15 protein-coding genes are annotated in these 15,801 nt (G+C 57.8%); 1 reads left to right on the top strand and 14 read right to left on the bottom strand.

Features of this window, described 5'->3' with window-relative positions:
* Positions 1-72: 72 nt before the first annotated feature.
* The 11 genes from IE061_RS15550 to IE061_RS15500 form a co-directional block, all read right to left on the bottom strand.
* The gene (locus IE061_RS15550) at positions 73-867 is read right to left on the bottom strand and encodes a hypothetical protein (RefSeq protein WP_193462018.1); all 795 of its coding nucleotides are present in this window, start codon (positions 865-867) and stop codon (positions 73-75) included.
* A 40-nt stretch (positions 868-907) separates the two neighbouring features.
* Positions 908-1,558: a glycosyltransferase family 32 protein gene (locus tag IE061_RS15545; protein ID WP_193462017.1), complete on the bottom strand. Its 651-nt coding sequence runs from the start codon at positions 1,556-1,558 to the stop codon at positions 908-910.
* A gap of 3 nt (positions 1,559-1,561) precedes the next feature.
* On the bottom strand, positions 1,562-2,236 hold the full coding sequence (locus tag IE061_RS15540) for a WecB/TagA/CpsF family glycosyltransferase (RefSeq protein ID WP_193462016.1): 675 nt from the start codon (positions 2,234-2,236) through the stop codon (positions 1,562-1,564).
* Positions 2,233-3,573 carry an oligosaccharide flippase family protein gene (locus IE061_RS15535; RefSeq protein ID WP_193462015.1) on the bottom strand — a complete coding sequence of 447 codons (1,341 nt, stop codon included), beginning with the start codon at positions 3,571-3,573 and terminating at the stop codon, positions 2,233-2,235. Before IE061_RS15535 ends, IE061_RS15540 begins: the two co-directional genes overlap by 4 nt.
* A 381-nt stretch (positions 3,574-3,954) precedes the next feature.
* Positions 3,955-4,992, bottom strand: coding sequence for a porin (locus tag IE061_RS15530; protein WP_193462014.1), 1,038 nt, complete (start codon positions 4,990-4,992; stop codon positions 3,955-3,957).
* A 263-nt stretch (positions 4,993-5,255) separates the two neighbouring features.
* Positions 5,256-5,903, bottom strand: coding sequence for a ProQ/FINO family protein (locus tag IE061_RS15525; RefSeq protein WP_193462013.1), 648 nt, complete (start codon positions 5,901-5,903; stop codon positions 5,256-5,258).
* A 21-nt stretch (positions 5,904-5,924) separates the two neighbouring features.
* Complete coding sequence (locus IE061_RS15520; RefSeq protein WP_193462012.1) at positions 5,925-6,464, bottom strand: dihydrofolate reductase; 540 nt, start codon at positions 6,462-6,464, stop codon at positions 5,925-5,927.
* The gene (locus IE061_RS15515; protein ID WP_193462011.1) at positions 6,461-7,306 is read right to left on the bottom strand and encodes a thymidylate synthase; all 846 of its coding nucleotides are present in this window, start codon (positions 7,304-7,306) and stop codon (positions 6,461-6,463) included. The genes IE061_RS15520 and IE061_RS15515 overlap by 4 nt, the downstream gene beginning before the upstream one ends.
* A gap of 549 nt (positions 7,307-7,855) precedes the next feature.
* A complete protein-coding gene (lgt, locus tag IE061_RS15510; RefSeq protein ID WP_193462010.1) occupies positions 7,856-8,644 on the bottom strand; it encodes a prolipoprotein diacylglyceryl transferase in 789 nt (262 codons plus the stop codon).
* A gap of 48 nt (positions 8,645-8,692) precedes the next feature.
* On the bottom strand, positions 8,693-9,490 hold the full coding sequence (locus IE061_RS15505) for a sulfite exporter TauE/SafE family protein (protein WP_193462009.1): 798 nt from the start codon (positions 9,488-9,490) through the stop codon (positions 8,693-8,695).
* Positions 9,487-10,641, bottom strand: a complete 1,155-nt coding sequence (locus IE061_RS15500) for a response regulator (RefSeq protein WP_193462008.1) — start codon at positions 10,639-10,641, stop codon at positions 9,487-9,489. Before IE061_RS15500 ends, IE061_RS15505 begins: the two co-directional genes overlap by 4 nt.
* Positions 10,642-10,789: 148 nt before the next feature.
* Between IE061_RS15500 and IE061_RS15495 the strand changes: the two genes are divergently transcribed.
* Entirely contained in the window at positions 10,790-11,563 is a 774-nt protein-coding gene (locus IE061_RS15495) for an NRDE family protein (RefSeq protein WP_193462007.1), read from the top strand.
* On the opposite strand, the gene ptsP is transcribed toward IE061_RS15495, so the two are convergent.
* The 3 genes from ptsP to IE061_RS15480 all read right to left on the bottom strand — a co-directional run bounded on the left by ptsP (position 11,560) and on the right by IE061_RS15480 (position 15,761).
* Complete coding sequence (ptsP, locus tag IE061_RS15490; RefSeq protein WP_193462022.1) at positions 11,560-13,821, bottom strand: phosphoenolpyruvate--protein phosphotransferase; 2,262 nt, start codon at positions 13,819-13,821, stop codon at positions 11,560-11,562. The two genes, IE061_RS15495 and ptsP, sit on opposite strands and share 4 nt — an antisense overlap.
* Positions 13,822-13,907: 86 nt before the next feature.
* Entirely contained in the window at positions 13,908-14,402 is a 495-nt protein-coding gene (locus tag IE061_RS15485; RefSeq protein WP_193462006.1) for an RNA pyrophosphohydrolase, read from the bottom strand.
* 246 nt (positions 14,403-14,648) lie between these two features.
* Positions 14,649-15,761, bottom strand: coding sequence for an RNA-guided endonuclease InsQ/TnpB family protein (locus IE061_RS15480; protein ID WP_193462005.1), 1,113 nt, complete (start codon positions 15,759-15,761; stop codon positions 14,649-14,651).
* Positions 15,762-15,801: the final 40 nt, after the last annotated feature.

Below are 15,801 nucleotides of genomic sequence, written 5' to 3'. Positions count from 1 at the left end.
CCCAGCCGTTATCAGAGACTTCATAACGTTCGACCATGACGGTTCTCCTATGCAGCTATCGCATAGGCAAATTTAGCAGATATGACTTTTCGTACAAAACCTAGTATGCAAATCCACAACAGAAACTGTAATTGCTATAAAGAAAAGAACCAATGCCGCCTCAACAAACAAAATTAAAGTAAAAACAACCTTATCCTTGATGGGACGACTATACACAAAAATAAGAAAACGAAAGGCAACAATCAAAACGACAACAATCAAAGAAGTTGCCAATGCCGTTCTCGAGCCCGTGTTATATGAAAAAAACATTGCAGCCAGAGAAAACAACACTGAATAAAGACGGACACCAAAGTCCTTACTAATTAAAAAAAGTAAAAAAGCGGAAATCATCAATATTGAAGCCAGCCTACCCAAAGAGTTTTTTTGATCATATACACCCTTCCAGTCTCCCTCAAAAAAGCCAACATCCACGCCTATTTCAGGAATAGCGACGATCACAAAGAAATTCAAAACTGATAAAAAGAAGAGAGACAGCACTACCACTTTCAAAAAAACTTCGACTTTTATTTTTTCAGCACAATAAACCGCCATCCAAACCACCACGGCAAAAACCACGACCTTTGCCACACTTTGAAGACCACCTCCATTAAAAAGCGAAACCAGATACATGTATAAAAACAAGAGCGGAAAAAAAACCATAGCCAGGGGTAACTTATGCCCATCATATAAAAAAAGCACCAAAAACCCAACCAAAACAAGCACCATGGCGCCTTGCAAATACATCCCTGACATAACTCTTGGATCAAGGTTTCCATTAATCAAAAAAAGCCATGCGCTCAAAAGCGCAATGGCAACTTTGGGAAACATCACATTTCCTTTGCGATTTATTTCTGTAGACATGATACTTTCAGCTCATCATTTTTGATAATTTTCTTAATATCTTTTCAGGCAGACTCATTTTCCACCCCTTACCCCAATGGTGGATCAGGTATGTTTCTTCGGTGACATGCCGATAGAGCAGCTGCTTCCGGTCATGGGTTTTTGCGTAAGGGTTGTAGGGATAGAAAAGTGGCCAAGGCAGAATGACGGTATCGGTATCTTCTTTGGCAATGCACGCATTGGCCACTTCGGGCGCTATCAGATAAGGCTTTTTCTTCTGATGCCGCTCTTCGATGAGCTGCATGGCGTTCTTGAAGAAGTGATGCCCAGGCACACCGCCAATGGCTCCAGCGCCGATTCTTCCCTCATCTTCATACCCGATGAAAAAGGGATGACTCAACAAAGGATCCAAGGACTTCACTACTTCCATGTCCACATCGAGGTAGATGCCCCCTTGCTCATTCAGGGCGTACATCCGAATGTAGTCCGAGAGAAATGCCCACTTTTTGTTTTCCAGGCAGTAGCGAACAAAAGGAATATCTTTATCGATATTACTTTCGTTCCATTCCACGATTTCATAATCGGGCATTTTCTCTTGCCACGAAGCGATACACTCTTTATAGAGTGATGTCATGGCGTTACCGCCAAACCAGCAGAAATGGATCTTTTTAGGAATCATGATTTACTCGATCTTGTTGCCGTATTTGATCAAAAACCGGGGATAGTCTTTCAAGTAGCGCTTCAACAGCCGATTTGGCTCTTTCATCATTCGGTACAGCCAACGCAGGTTGAGACGGTCTACCCAGGCCGGGTAGTAGTCTTGCCCCTTGGCCTCCACGAACTGATCCAGATAGCCGCCACAGGTAAAGCCGGTGCCTTGCCAGCCCGCAGCCCTCAGGTCCAGCAGCAGGCGCTCCTGCTTGCCTGCGCCCATGCCCACGATGACGATGTCGGCATTGGCTGCCTGCACCAGGCTCTGCTGGCGCTCTTCGTCACTGCTGAAAAAGCCGGAGCGTGCGTAGCTGATCTCCAGCCCCGGGTATTTCTGCGCCAGCAGCTGCGCCGCCTGACGGACGTTCTCTTCGGTGCCGCCCACCAGCGCAACGCGCTTCTGTGTGGCCTGGGCATGGCCCAGTACCACCGGGGCAATCGAGGTGTCGTCGAAGCTGGTACGCTGAATCTTTTTGCCTTTGAACAACCGGGCATAGAGCACGACGGCAATGCCATCGGCGTAGAAGCGAATCTGTCGGCACTCCTGCTCGCTCAGGCTTTGCGCCACGACCCCTAGAGAAAACGGATTGATGAAGCTGTAATCGATCCCTTCTTCCAGGTGGAACTCCCTTTCGAGTCTAATCATCTTGGTTCACCATCATTGTTGGCTCGGCTTCGTGGCGTCATGACGAAACGCCAGTCGGTCATCATGAAACCGAACTTTCTCTTCACCACGTAGACCGCCACGCCATTCTGAATCAGCAGGCACAGCAGCAGCGCATAGGCCGCCCCCTCTGCGCTGTAACGCGGAATCAGCAGCAGCGAGGCAATGCCCCCCACCACCACAGACCAGATTAGTATATTCCGCGCCGCACGCTGCTGGTCGGCCATCAAAAGCAGCAAAATGACCGAGCCGGTCATCACATTCACCAGCTGCCCGATCACGAGAATTCTCACGACGCTGGCAGCACCGCTGTAATCACTGCCAAACAACGCCAGCACGGCGTTGGGCCAGATGATGAACACCAAGGCGGGCAGCAGCGCGAAGCAGGTCATTTGAAAAGCACTTTTCTGGGCAAGCAGCCTGAGCCCTTCGCTATTGCCTTCATGCTGGAGCCGTGAGAAACGCGGCCCCAGAATGCTGTCGTATACGGTCAGGATGAAGCCGATGATCATGGCCAACCGTAGCCCCAGGCTGAACAAGGCAACATCGCTTTCGCTATGGAAGGCGCCCAATACCAGGCCAACCCCCCACTGGGTGTAGTAGAAGATGATGCCTACCAGCAAAAAATCGGGCAGATGGCGATAGAAGCCTTTGGTAAAGCTGACGCTGTCACTTTCGACCAGCGCGCTGCGGCGGTAGAGCCACCAGACGGCCCACAGCGCCACCAGCAGGTAGAGCCCTAGAATCACACCCAGCGCGGTCATCAGCGCCAGTGCCCCCAGCGAGATCCCCAGCCAGGCACACACCAGCACGACCCCGCTGAGCACGATGGAAATACAGCCTATTTCGAACAGGCAGGAAACGTTGGCCCTGCCCCAGCCTTTCATCAGAAAATTGCACAGGTAAATGACGCTGTACACCGGCGACAGCAGCGCGGTCATTCTCAGGGCCTCGACCGCATTGTCTGTCGAGGAGAGCAGCATTTGTGCCACGCTGGGCGCCGCCACCCACAGCACTACGCCCAGCAGCACGCCGACCAGTACGTTGACCGTCATGGCGTGCCGGTAAATCCAGGCGACTTCACGGCGGTTATTATTGGAGGTCGCGACCCCCATGTACTTGAGCGTGGCCCGGTCGGTGCCCAGGCTGGCAAAGACCTGCATGCCGATCATGATCGACAGGCACAGCATGAAGGCACCAAAGGCCTGAATACTGACGAACGTGGCCAACACATAGGAAAGCAGGAAGGTGCCACCTGCGGCAATCCCACGCGCAGCCAGCGTGGTGAGCAGTTGGTTCTGCAGAATTCGTTTTATCATCCGTGACTCTTGGAGAAGTCAACTCTTTGACTTTGCGCGTAAATTCAGAAAGGCATGGCCATCGAACGCCACTACCTGATAAGCGTTATCACTAATGTAAGTGTGCTTAGCCTAACGTATGAATCATACCCTTTTCGGCGCCTGCATGTAACAAGGTGGAAGCAGGATTCATAAATCTTGCCTATTTCCTCCATTGTCAATAGCAATGAGATGTGTTTAGTAAATACTGATAAAGCTACTGTACCTTGCTTCAGACGGCCAAGCGATTGGCCAACCTGTTCACTAACTGACCATAGGCCATCAAATAAAAAACCGGCCCCTGAGGGCCGGTTCTATCTGCTGTTAGGCAGTTATCCATTCAAGCGTTGGCGAAAGCCAGGCTTAGAAGTGGTAACGAGCGCCAGTCAGCCAGTATACGTTGTCGGTCAGGTCGCCCAGAGTGGTGTCACGGTTGACGCTCGGCGCATCGCCGTCAGCCAGCTCAGCGAATACGTCGAAGTTGCTGGATACCTTGTAGTATGCGCCAGCAGACCATGCGTTGCTGGTAGAATCGTCGTCACGCTCGATGTTGTAGTAGTCGACGTTGAACGCCCAAGGACCAGTGGTGAAAGTACCACCCAAACCTACGGTGTCGAAGCCACCGCCGAATTCAGTGCTGTTGTCGCGGCCTTCGTAGCCCAGACGTGCAGAGAACTGGTCAGTGATGTCATAAGAACCGATCAGGCCGTACAGCATTTCGCCGTTGCCGCCGCCACGAACTACGTCGTCAACGAAGCCCAGAGCAACAGTTACAGGACCTTCAGCGTAACGAACACCACCCTGAGCGGCTACAACTTCGCCTTGCTCAGTAGTTTCGATACCTTCCAGCAGGCCGCGCTCGCTGTAGTGCTTCAGCTGCAGGAAGGCAGTGAAACCGCTCAGGTCAGGCGTGTAGTAACCGATAGAGTCGCCGCGAGACTGGGTCGGATGTTCAGCGAACTGCAAGCCTTTGTCGATGTAGACGTCGAACGGATCGACAACGAACTGGTTGTAGAAGCTGTCGAAGTTACCGCCAACCACTGTACCGTACTGCTCGCTCTTCAGACCGATGTAGCTCTGACGAGTTTCACGGAAGGCTTCGCCGCTGCGACGCTCGTCAGCACGGAAACGCCATTCCAGGTGACCGAAAGCGCTCAGGTCAGAAGTAACCTGCTGGCTCATGCGCAGACCCAGACGAGAGGCCACGTCTACGAACTCAGCGCCGTTGTCGATTTCACGGTCTTTAGAATCGAACTCGGGGCCACCACCGGCGATACCCATGGCGATACGACCGTAAATGTCCAGACGAGTGCCGTCCTGGTCATAGACAGTGGCTGCTTGAGCGGCAGCGGAGGCACCCAGGGCGCCAACAATAGCAGTCGCTAAAAGTGTCTTTTTCATGATATAGGTTCCTTAACTAGCTTACTGTTTCGATCGTTGTTACTGGCCTTCGAAGAAGCCAGCAAGCGGCTTGCGGGCCATGCTCTTTTTCTCACCCGCCGGTTTTTCCCGGTGGTATGCGACATGTCCTCAACAAAGCCTTGTTATAGTCCAATGCTCGCAGATCAAACTCTATACTGGGATTCCAAGGAACGCAATAGAAAAAAACAGTGTTTTTTTATGATTTGTGTTTTTTTATGGAACCCAGCCAACCCAAACCGGTCTCAGCGGCCTTCGAATTTCTGCTGCAAACCTTTCAGCTTCTCTTCAAGGCTAAGCGGTTTTGCCTGCTCGATTTTTTCCTGCCGGGGCACTTCCTGACGTTTTTCCTTCCTTGGCGGCGGCGTTCGTTGAGCAGGTTTGGCACGCGGTGTCGGCGCGGCTTCTGTTGCTGTGGTCGCCTGGCTTTCGTGGCGCCGCGCACTGGCGTGCTGTGCCGCTTCCTTGTCGACTTTGCCTGCCGGATTGCCTTCCAGATCCACCCGTTCTACGCCTTCCCGCATGGATTTGATGTAGCGCGGCAGATTGACGTAGTTGGCCAAGGCACGACGCACCAGCTTGCCCGACCAGGGCTCACGCTCGGCCAGGTCGTGATGAATGCCCACTTTCAGCGGCTTGGTATGCCCTTTGAAGAAAGCATTGGGGTAGCGCTGATACCACTGTTTCAACAACGCGTGAGGCGATGGCGGCTGAGTCGCTTCGGCAGCAGGTTCAACGGCAGGGGGTGGCGCTACCTGGGGTGGCGCTGCTTCCCAGCGCGCCAGCTGCTGTTTCAGGCGGCTGTTTTCGGCACGCAGTGCTTCCAGCTCGGCGTTCTTCTGGTCGAGCCGTGTTTCGAGTAGTTCTAATAGTTGCAGTACGCTGGCAGCCATTACCCCCTCCTTTGCCCTTGGTCAGTCGTTGACACGCTCATACACCACGAAATCATAACGTGGCTGCCCTTCCGCTGGCTGGCCGGGTACGCGCTGCACTTCACGCCACTCGTCTGCCGAGAATTCAGGAAACGTCGCGTCGCCCGCAACGTCGATATCGACTTCAGTAATATATAGCCGCTGGGCAAAGGGCAAGGCTTGCTGGTAGATCTCGCCGCCTCCCATCACCATGATCTCCTCGGCCGCTTCGATGGTGGCATGCTGGTCGGCCAGCGCCAAGGCTGATGGCAGGTCGTGGCAGATGCGCGCTCCTTCGGCGGTGAAAGCCGAGTCTCGGGTCACCACGATATTCAGCCGATTGGGCAACGGCTTGCCGATGGATGCATAGGTCTTGCGCCCCATCACCAGAGGCTTGGCCTGGGTCATGCGTTTGAAGAACTTCAGGTCTTCCGGCAGGTACCAGGGCAGCTTGCCATCGACGCCGATGACACGATTCTTCGCCATGGCGACGATCATCGCCACCGGCACCAGCAGTTCGTCAGTCGGGAGAGATTGGCTCATACGGCGACCTTTGCCTTGATGTGAGGATGCGATTGGTAACCTTCTATATGAATGTCATCGAAGGTGAAGTCGAACAGATCCGTGACGGCCGGGTTGAGCACCAGCGCTGGCGGTGCCATGGGGGGGCGCGCCAGCTGTTCCTGCGCCTGCTCCAGGTGGTTGCTGTAGAGATGGGCATCGCCCAGCGTGTGGATGAACTCGCCCGGCTTCAGCCCGGTCACTTGCGCCACCATGCTGAGCAGCAGCGCGTAGCTGGCGATATTGAACGGCACACCGAGGAAAATATCCGCACTGCGCTGGTACAGCTGGCAGGAAAGGCGACCGTTCGCCACGTAGAACTGGAACAGGCAGTGGCACGGCGGCAGCTTCATTTCATCCACCTGCCCTGGGTTCCAGGCCGAGACGATCAAACGGCGCGACTGCGGGTTATGACGAATCTGCTCCAGCACATTGGCAATCTGATCCACGCTGCCGCCCTTGGGGTGCGGCCAGCTACGCCACTGGTAGCCATATACGGGGCCCAGGTTGCCCTCTTCATCGGCCCATTCGTCCCAGATACGCACGCCGTGCTCTTTCAGGTAACCGATGTTGGTATCGCCCTTCAGAAACCACAGCAGCTCATGAATGATCGAGCGCAGGTGCAGCTTCTTGGTGGTCAGCAGCGGAAACCCACGGGAAAGATCGAAACGCATCTGGTGGCCAAACACCGAGCGCGTACCCGTACCGGTACGGTCACCGCGATCAACGCCCTGTTCGAGCACAGTGCGCATCAAGTCCAGGTAAGGCTGCTCAAGCGCAGGCAATTCGTTCGACGTGGTAAGCGAAGGCGTTGTAGCAGTCACAAGGTTTCCAGATTAACAGCGAATATGAGGCTGTATTCTAGGCTCCCCTAAAGGCAACGTCTACGTTAAGCCCACCGCCGCCCACCGAGCCCTCATCGGCAACGCTCCTCGCGTTGCTTCGCGGGTGCGCTCCGGTTACGCCGCGCTACGTTTTCCACCGAAAGCTATGCCCCCCGTAGCGCGGTGTAACGACAGAGCGAGAGCAACGAGCGATGGAGGCACCCGCGAAGGCGGCGCCAGCCGCCCCGATTACGCCACCGTAACCACCACGCCTCCGGCCACAAAAACGCCACTGCCACCAACCGTGCCCTCATCGGCAACGCTCTCGCGTTGCTTCGCGGGTGCGCTCCGCTTACGCCGCGCTACGGGGATATCGCCAACGCCGATGTTGTGCAACCGCACGTGCATATGTCGCCCCATGTGGGCGCGCCCGCTCACGGTATCGAACAATAAAACGCCACCGCCACCCACCGTGCCCTCATCGGCAACGCTTTCGCGTTGCTTCGCGGGTGCGCTCCGCTTACGCCGCGCTACGGGGTGTACTGCTTTCTATACCTTGGCGTCGATGGGCTTGCCTTTTGACCAGAGCATCAGGAAGAGTCCGAGAATAATCATGGGTAGGGTGAGGAGCATGCCCATGGTGAACCAGCCAAAGGCGAGGTAGCCGATGTGGGCGTCGGGCATGCGGACGAATTCGACCATGAAGCGGAAGACGCCGTAGCCCAGCAAAAACAGGCCGGAGACGAACCCGCGCGCGCGAGGCTTGGCCGAGACCCACCAGAGGATGACGAACAGCACGGCGCCTTCCAATACGGCTTCGTAGAGTGCCGAGGGGTGACGCGGCTCTGGGCCCATGCCGGGAAAGGGCATGCCCCAGGGAAGCGAGGTCACGCGGCCGGGCAGCTCGTGGTTGATGAAGTTGCCGATGCGCCCTGCCCCGAGGCCGATGGGCACGAGCGGGGCGATGAAGTCGGTGAGGGTGAAGAAGGCCAGCTGCTTGCGCCGGGCGAATAGCAAGGCCGCCAGCAGTACGCCGATCAGCCCGCCGTGGAAGCTCATGCCGCCATCCCAGACGCGGAAGATCCACAGCGGGTCGGCAGACCACTGCCCCAGGCCGTAAAACAGCGCATAGCCCAATCGCCCACCGGCCACGACACCGATGGCGCAGTAGAACAGCAGGTCGCTGATATCATCCTTGGTGAGCCCGATCCGCGCAGCACGGCGGCAGCCCAGCCACCAGGCAGCAACGAAACCGACCACGTACATCAAACCGTACCAGTGCACTTGCAGGGGGCCGAGCGAAATCGCGACGGGGTCTATCGTGGGGTAATTGATCATTCCGTTTCTCTACGTGAACAAAAGAAGTGACAGCGTGCCGGGTGGCGATTACGCCAGGATGAAGCGCAGCCCCACCACCGTGAGCAGCAGGGCAAAACCATAGCGCAGCACGTGGGCAGGCAACACGTGCGCCAGCCGCACCCCTAGCCGTGCAAAGGGAACGCTGGTGACGACGATGCCGATAAACGCGGGCCACATGACGAAGCCGGTGGCCCACGGCGGCAACAGAGGGTTGCCCCAGCCGACGATGATGAAGGTGATGGCACCCACGACGGCAATGGGCAGGCCGCAGGCGGCGGAGGTGCCCACGGCCTGGGTCATGGTGGCACCGGAGCGAGACAGCCAGGGCACCGTCATGGCCCCGCCGCCAATACCGAACAGTGCCGAAATGGCGCCCACGATGCCACCGGCCACGGTCATGGCCACTTTACCAGGCGGTACGCTGCCCGGCTTTGGATTCAGGCCAATGACCATTTTGGCCGCCAGCAGAAGCACGAAAACACCGAACAGAGTGCCCAGCACGGTACCCGAGAGGTTGCCCGCAATGAACACCCCGGCAATGGCACCGAGCATGAGCCCGGGCAGCAGCGCCATGAACCAAGGGCGGTGCACGCTGCCTCGGCGCACATGGCCAAGGGCCGATGAAGCTCCGGTAACAACGATGGTGGCCAGCGAGGTGCCCACCGCCAGGTGCATGGTGATTTCCGGGGCGATGCCTTGCAAACCAAAGGCGAGCACCAACACCGGTACGATGATGATGCCGCCCCCCACACCAAACAGTCCTGCCATGGTGCCTGCGGCGGCACCGAGTACGAGATAACTGGCCAAAATGGCGGCAAATGTCATTGTGCGGGCTTCTCCAAAGCGTCAGGCAGCCATTTTTTGAGCATGCGTTGCAGCGTTTCGGGTTGATAGGGCTTGGCTAGGATATCATCCATGCCTGCCGTTTCGCAGGTGCCTCGCCCGGCGTTGTCCACGTTCGCGGTGAGGGCAATGATGATACTGCGATGGGCGGGGTTATGCCGCTCGAACTGACGCCAGCGGCGGGTAGTTTCCAGGCCATCCAGCGTGGGCATGAAGATGTCCATGAACACGAGATCGTAAAAAGTGGACTGTTGCCGCTCCAGCGCCTGCTCGCCACTGCTGACGCCTTCTACCTGAAGCCCTTGAGATTCCAGCATTTGCCGTGCCAGCATCAGGTTGACGGGGCCGTCATCCACGACCAGCACACGGGGCTGATAACCTTCGGTTTCCAGCACGTCGTAGGTGGTGGCTTCGTTGACGCTCTGCTGCACGAAATTGGCCAGCAGCGAGCGTATATCGGCCAGCCGCTCGCGCACATGGGTGACGTTCTGGCGACACGCCTCGGTAGTGTCGTCCTTGATCATGCTGCCCAGGTGTTCGAACAGGCTGTCGGCTTCACGCTGCATCAAGGTCAGGTAGCCTGACTTCAGCCGCGACTCTTCCCGTGCCCGCTCCCTGCCTGCCATCAGGTGCTTCAGCTGCTTCTGCTGGTGATGCAGGTCTTCGAGCAGCGCCTGGTCGGCCCGGCCCGCGCTCTCTTGCGTCGCCGTGGGTATTTTTTCCAGCTGTTCCAGCATGGCGGCCAGCCGATCGTTGGCATGGGTAAGGCGCTTGAGGGGGCGCTGATGGGTGTCTTCTTCCGCCGCCCATGGCTGGCTGGGAGCGACCTTCTGCCCCAAGGAGGCGACACGGCACTCCAGCTCGACCAGGCACTGCATGAAACGGGCATCCTTATATCTGGCCCGGGCTTTGATTAACATCAAGAAAGCGCCTACATTCATGCAACTGCCCAGCAGCAGGGCCAGGGTAAGCCATAACGTGGTCGACCAGGAGGCCTGGCCTGGCGACATCACCCAGATCACCACTCCCATCAACAGGCAGAGCAGTACGAGTGCGGCTTGCACTAACAGCAGCGGCCACAGAACGGGCCAGATGATGGCGTTCCAGAAGTGCTCTCGCTGATCACGTTGCATAGTGTGCGTCTTCCTCGTTGATATGAGGCTCTGTCGCGGCAGGTGAACCGCCTTATTGCTTTAGCTTTGCTAAGTGTACGTCCACTCTTGGATGCTGTCATGCAGCACACCGCAAGGAGTCGGATTTCGTGACCAACAGGGGTCGTTTATGTGTTTGATCACCTTTTCATGGCGCCCAGGGAGTCGTTTCCCGCTGCGTCTGGCCGGTAATCGGGATGAATTTCATGCCCGCCCCACGGCACCACTGGCCCGCTGGGACGACAAGCCGCTGCTGGGCGGCCGCGACCTGGAGGCCGGGGGCACCTGGCTGGCGGCCAACCGGAAAGGAATGGTAGCCGCATTGACCAACGTGCGCGACACCCGGTTGTTGGCCCCCGCTCACCCGCCCAGCCGGGGCGAACTGGTGGCCAACGCACTCACCAGTAGCGACCCTGCCCAGTGGTTAAGGGACATGGCCGAGCACGGCGCAGCCCGCTATGCCGGGTTCAACCTGCTGGTGGCGACGCCCACCCACTGCTGGCACCTGCACCGGGGGCGCAACGGCGTGACGCTGAACGAAGTGGCCGAGGGGGTTCACGGGTTATCGAATGCCAGTCTGAACACCGCATGGCCCAAGCTCCAGGCGGTGCGCCATGCCCTACGCCAGCATGAAGCGGGCCACTGGCGTCAGGCCACCCGCCAGGCGCTTCACGATGCCCGCCTTGCCGATGACGCGGCGCTACCCGATACCGGCGTGGGGCTGACGCTGGAGCGTCAGCTCTCTGCGGCGTTCATCGTGGGCGAGACCTACGGCACACGAGCCACTACGTGGCTCTCATTGAGCCACGCAGGGAGCGTCACCTTGACCGAGCAGCGTTTTGGGCCCCTCGGCCGTTTTCAGGGTGAGACCACGTTGGCAACGCCCGCCTACAGGGGGTATTAATCCCTAGGGGGAAGCAGGTGGGAAAGCTGCCACTCGTCGAAGCGCTGGTTGAGATGGGCATGTACCTGGGAAGGTGTATCCAGCTGCATGATCTCCTTGAGCAGCGTTTGCGCATCAGCCAGGGTGACACGCCGAATGGCTGCTCGCACCTTGGGCAGGCTGGGAGCGTTCATGGAGAGGCTATTGAAGCCCATGGCCATCAGCAGCAGCGCCCCTGCCGGGTCCCCGGCCAGCTCGCCACACAGCGAAATGGGTTTGTTCAGCCGCCGGGCATCCTGAGACAGCTCGACCAGCGCGCCCAGCAGCGCTGGGTGCAGCGCATCGTAGAGGCTGGATACCCGTGCGTTGTTGCGGTCCACCGCCAGCAGGTACTGGGTGAGATCGTTACTGCCCACCGAGAAGAAGTCCACCCGCTTGGCCAGCGCATCCATCTGATAGATGGTGGCGGGCACTTCGATCATGACCCCCACGCTGGGCCGCTCCACTTGGATGCCCTCTTCGCCCAGCTCGATGATGGCACGGTCGAGCAAGCGAATGGCTTCATCCACCTCTTCGACGTTGGTAATCATCGGGAACAGAACGTGGAGATTGTTCAGATCCTGAGAGGCCTTGAGCATGGCGCGCAGCTGCACCATCAGCACTTCAGGATGGTCGAGGGTGACGCGCATGCCGCGCCAGCCCAAAAAGGGGTTGGCCTCTTCGATGGGGAAGTAGGGCAAATCCTTGTCGCCGCCGATATCCAGCGTGCGCATGACCACCGGCAGCGGCGCAAAGCCTGCCAACTGCTCGCGGTACATGCGCATCTGCTCTTTTTCGCCGGGAAAGCGCTCGGTGATCATGAACGGTACTTCGGTGCGATAGAGCCCTACCCCACCAATCCGGCTTTTCAGCATGGCAGACGCATCCACCGCCAGGCCGGTGTTCACCATCAGCGGGATGCCGTGGCCATCCGGGGTTTCGCTGGGCAGGTCCTGCTCGTGGGCCAACACCTCACTGAGCACTTTCTCTTCGGCAATCAGGCTAGCGTAGCGAGCCTTGAGCTCCGCCATGGGCCGCACGAACAGCCGCCCACGGTGGCCATCCAGCACCACAGGCGCGCCGTTCAGGCGGGGCAGCGGCAAATCCATCATGCCCAGCACGGTGGGGATACCCATGGCACGGGCGACGATGGCCACATGCGAGGTGCTGGAGCCGCGCACCGAGACCAGCCCCTTGAGCTTGTCGCGGGGCACTTCGCCCAACATCGCCACGCTGATTTCATCGCCCACCAGAATGGCGTCGTCCGGGTAGATTTCCGGGGTGGCGGGCGTATCTTCCTGAAGATGCGCCAGCACGCGGCGGCCCAGGTCGCGAATATCCGCCGCCCGTTCACGCAGGTAGTCGTCATCGACCCGCTCCAGGTATTGCACGTGACGGCGCACCACATCGGCCAACGCCCCCGGCGCCCACTGCCCTTCACGGATGCGTTTTTCGACCTCTTCCGAAAGCGCTGCCTCGCCCAGCATCTGCTGGTAGACATCGAACAGCGCCAGCTCCTGGGAAGAGATACGGTTGACCAGCCGCTCGGCCGCCGCGCGGATTTCGTCGCGGGTCTTGCCGATGGCTTCTTTCAGGCGGGCGATTTCATACTCCTGATCGCTGGGGATCAGGTCTGGCACGCTGTTGAGGTCGGCGGGCGGGGTGATGACCACCGCTTCACCCATGGCCATGCCAGGCGACGCGGCCACGCCCTTGAACATGGCCTGGCCACCGGGCAGCGCGGGGCGGTTGAGGTGGCCAGTGGCCAGGGCATGGGCCAGCACGCCGGCCAACTGGGCTGCCATGGTGACCAGAAAGGCTTCGTCTTCGTCATCGTAGCGGCGTTTTTCCGCCTGCTGCACTACCAGCACGCCCAGCATGTGACGCTGGTGGATGATCGGCACGCCGAGAAAGCTGCAGTAGCGCTCCTCCCCGGTGGCCTCGAAATAGCGGAAGTGCGAGTGCGACTGCGCATCTTCCAGGTTGAGAGGCTCACTGCGCTTGGCTACCAACCCCACCAGGCCCTCGCCCAGTGGCAGAATGACTCGCCCCACGGCCTGAGTGCGCAGGCCGATGGTTTCCATCAGCACCAGCGACTCCAGCTCTTTGTCATACAGGTAGAACGAGCAGACGTCCGTCTGCATGGCCTTGCGGATACGACGTACCATGGTGGACAGCGCGGCATCGAGGTTGCGCGCGCCATTCACTTCCTGAATCACGCGTCGTAGCACCTCAAGCATCGACATTTTACTATTCACTGTTGTTTGCCTCGCTGAGGAAGTGTCCGGCTATAGCCCACTGCCGACTTCCAGCAGTGACGCGCACGTCATCCTTCATTATCTTGTGCCAACCGTTGAACGCGGGGAGACAGCTCTCGTAACGCGCGTCGATAAACCTCTCTTTTAAAGGGCACCACTTGACCCAGCGGGTACCAGTAGCTCACCCATCGCCAACCATCGAATTCCGGCTTGGGTGTCGCCGTCATGCAAATCCGGTTTTCCTGGCAGCGAATTTGCAGTAAAAACCACTTCTGTTTTTGGCCGATGCAGACTGGCCTTGAGTGGGTACGAATCATGCGTCGTGGCAGACGGTAGCGCAGCCAGCCCCGGGTGCAGGCGACAATATCAACATCGTCGGCGGTCAGGCCGATTTCTTCGTGAAGCTCACGAAAAAGTGCTTGTTGTGGAGTCTCGCTTGCCTTGATGCCTCCCTGGGGGAATTGCCACGCATTTTGTCCTACACGACGCGCCCAAAGCAGTTGCCCCTGGCTATTGGCAATAATGATGCCAACATTGGGGCGAAAGCCGTCAACGTCGATCACGGACATCACCTTCATAAATTTTCAGTTGTCCCCATTTTTCCACAAGGGAGTCAACCGTATCAATACAATTTGACATCCTCCCCTCCCTCAGCTTGCGCTGCCGCCTCGCGGCGGAAAGGAAGGGGATTCCCAGGTTGTTGCCTTCCTGGTTCCTGCTTCGCTGTCCGTTGCCCTCAATGCCTTGGCATTGCCGGTCTTACACAAACTCCACAGGCGTTAATTCCCGAGTGCCCCTCGGTAGTTACTTCAACGCTCGGCACCAGCTAATAGCGCGGTGCCAGCTTGTAGGATGTTGCGGGCGGCATTGAGGTCACGGTCAATGCCTTCGGTGCCACAGCCTGGGCAATCCCACATGCGAATATTTAGTGGCAGCGATTCCATGACAAATCCACAGCCATGGCAGCGTTTTGAGCTTGGGTACCAGCGGTCGATCTGGACGAACTGGCGTCCGGCCCAAGCCGCTTTGTAGTCAAGCTGGCGCACCAGCTCCCCCCAGCCAACATCACTGATGGCGTTAGAGAGATGGGGATTTTTGACCATGTTCTTCACCTGCAAACTCTCCGCTGCGATCACTTGGTTCTCGTTAACGATCTGGCGAGTGAGTTTATGCAGGCGGTCTAGCCGAGTGTCGGCAATTTTGGCGTAGCATTTGGCGACCTTTAACCGCGCCCTGGCGCGGTTATTGGAGCCTTTCCGCTTACGTGATAGCTGGCGCTGCGCCCGCGCCAGTTTACGGGCATAGCGTGCCGTATGGCGGGGATTGTTAACCCGCATTCCGTCGCTGGTCACAAAGAGGTCTTTCAGTCCCAGGTCGATACCGACCATCTTCGGCGTTATAGGGAGGGCGTCGGTGTCCACTTTGCAAAGACAGCTAATGAAGTAACGGCCTGCGGCGTCCTTGGATACCGTGACGGTGCCTGGGGCAGAAGGAAGCTCACGGCTCCAGCGAATGCTCAGCGGTTCACTGCATTTAGCCAGGGTGATTTTACCGTCACGGTAGGAAAACGCTGAACTGGCAAACGTTGCCGACTGGCGGTGCTTTTTGGATTTAAAGCTGGGATACCGCGCCCGCTTGGCAAAGAAATTCTTGAAAGCGGTTTGTTGGTGGCGCAGGCATTGTTGCAGTGGCACCGAACTGACCTCGGCCAGAAAGGCGGTGTCAGGCTGCTTTTTTAACTGTGTCAAAAACGCGCTGGCGTCGGTGTAACCGATTTTTTCCTGACGCTGATAGAACGCATCGGTGCGATAGCGCAGCACCGCGTTCCAGACAAACCGCACGCACCCAAACGTTCGCGCCAGCAGGGTTGCCTGCTCTGGCGTGGGGTAGAAGCGGTATTTGAAAGCGCGTTCGGTTATCATATCTTACAAATTATCGTGTTTTATGTAAGGTTGCAAGGCA

The organism is Vreelandella hamiltonii (genome assembly GCF_014651795.1).
Lineage (GTDB): Bacteria > Pseudomonadota > Gammaproteobacteria > Pseudomonadales > Halomonadaceae > Vreelandella > Vreelandella hamiltonii.
Note: the sequence above shows the minus strand (reverse complement) of the source record. Positions and strands in the feature narration are given on the sequence as shown.

What these genes read in the sequence shown, in the direction of transcription:
- ptsP (WP_193462022.1), bottom strand. Translation starts at nt 13,821, where the DNA reads ATGCTTGAGGTGCTACGACGCGTGATTCAGGAAGTGAATGGCGCGCGC.
- IE061_RS15530 (WP_193462014.1), bottom strand. Translation starts at nt 4,992, where the DNA reads ATGAAAAAGACACTTTTAGCGACTGCTATTGTTGGCGCCCTGGGTGCC.
- IE061_RS15480 (WP_193462005.1), bottom strand. Translation starts at nt 15,761, where the DNA reads ATGATAACCGAACGCGCTTTCAAATACCGCTTCTACCCCACGCCAGAG.
- lgt (WP_193462010.1), bottom strand. Translation starts at nt 8,644, where the DNA reads ATGATCAATTACCCCACGATAGACCCCGTCGCGATTTCGCTCGGCCCC.
- IE061_RS15550 (WP_193462018.1), bottom strand. Translation starts at nt 867, where the DNA reads ATGTTTCCCAAAGTTGCCATTGCGCTTTTGAGCGCATGGCTTTTTTTG.
- IE061_RS15540 (WP_193462016.1), bottom strand. Translation starts at nt 2,236, where the DNA reads ATGATTAGACTCGAAAGGGAGTTCCACCTGGAAGAAGGGATCGATTAC.
- IE061_RS15500 (WP_193462008.1), bottom strand. Translation starts at nt 10,641, where the DNA reads ATGCAACGTGATCAGCGAGAGCACTTCTGGAACGCCATCATCTGGCCC.
- IE061_RS15495 (WP_193462007.1), top strand. Translation starts at nt 10,790, where the DNA reads ATGTGTTTGATCACCTTTTCATGGCGCCCAGGGAGTCGTTTCCCGCTG.
- IE061_RS15505 (WP_193462009.1), bottom strand. Translation starts at nt 9,490, where the DNA reads ATGACATTTGCCGCCATTTTGGCCAGTTATCTCGTACTCGGTGCCGCC.
- IE061_RS15520 (WP_193462012.1), bottom strand. Translation starts at nt 6,464, where the DNA reads ATGAGCCAATCTCTCCCGACTGACGAACTGCTGGTGCCGGTGGCGATG.
- IE061_RS15545 (WP_193462017.1), bottom strand. Translation starts at nt 1,558, where the DNA reads ATGATTCCTAAAAAGATCCATTTCTGCTGGTTTGGCGGTAACGCCATG.
- IE061_RS15525 (WP_193462013.1), bottom strand. Translation starts at nt 5,903, where the DNA reads ATGGCTGCCAGCGTACTGCAACTATTAGAACTACTCGAAACACGGCTC.
- IE061_RS15535 (WP_193462015.1), bottom strand. Translation starts at nt 3,573, where the DNA reads ATGATAAAACGAATTCTGCAGAACCAACTGCTCACCACGCTGGCTGCG.